This is a genomic window from Ligilactobacillus ruminis DSM 20403 = NBRC 102161, from assembly GCF_900113455.1.
GTDB lineage: Bacteria > Bacillota > Bacilli > Lactobacillales > Lactobacillaceae > Ligilactobacillus > Ligilactobacillus ruminis.
This window is the reverse complement of record NZ_FOPI01000055.1, coordinates 1-395: the sequence shown is the minus strand read 5'-3', so window position 1 is coordinate 395 and position 395 is coordinate 1. Positions and strand designations below refer to the sequence as shown.

1 protein-coding gene is annotated in these 395 nt (G+C 42.0%); it reads left to right on the top strand.

Annotated elements, in window-relative coordinates; genetic code table 11:
* Positions 1–184 precede the first annotated feature (184 nt).
* On the top strand, positions 185–395 hold a 211-nt coding region (locus tag BMZ95_RS10515), incomplete at its 3' end, for a transposase (protein WP_191981834.1).

Sequence of the window (395 nt, the reverse complement as noted above, 5' to 3'; positions counted from 1 at the left end):
CTGACTCCAAATTCGGCCCGCGCGGCTCAGAAAGTAGAACAAAATCTCCAAAATTTTGAAAAATGTTACTAAAATGTGGTTATGCCCGTATAATGGTGTAAATTGATAAAAAAAAGAGAGCCAAGTGCTCGTCTCCCAGGTATAATTAAATCACCTAACAAAATAATACTAGGAGGACAAACAAATGGCTCAATTAAATATTACCTTAAATCAAGAGGAAATTCTACAACTTCTTTCAAAGGATCACGATCAGGCATTTCGCGAACTGCTGCGTAAAAGTCTCAATAGTATTCTGATGGCGGAATCCACTGCTCAACTCAAGGCTGAGCCTTACGAACGGTCAGAAGAACGCACGGACAGCCGCAACGGCACTCGAGAACGCGAGCTCAAGACAC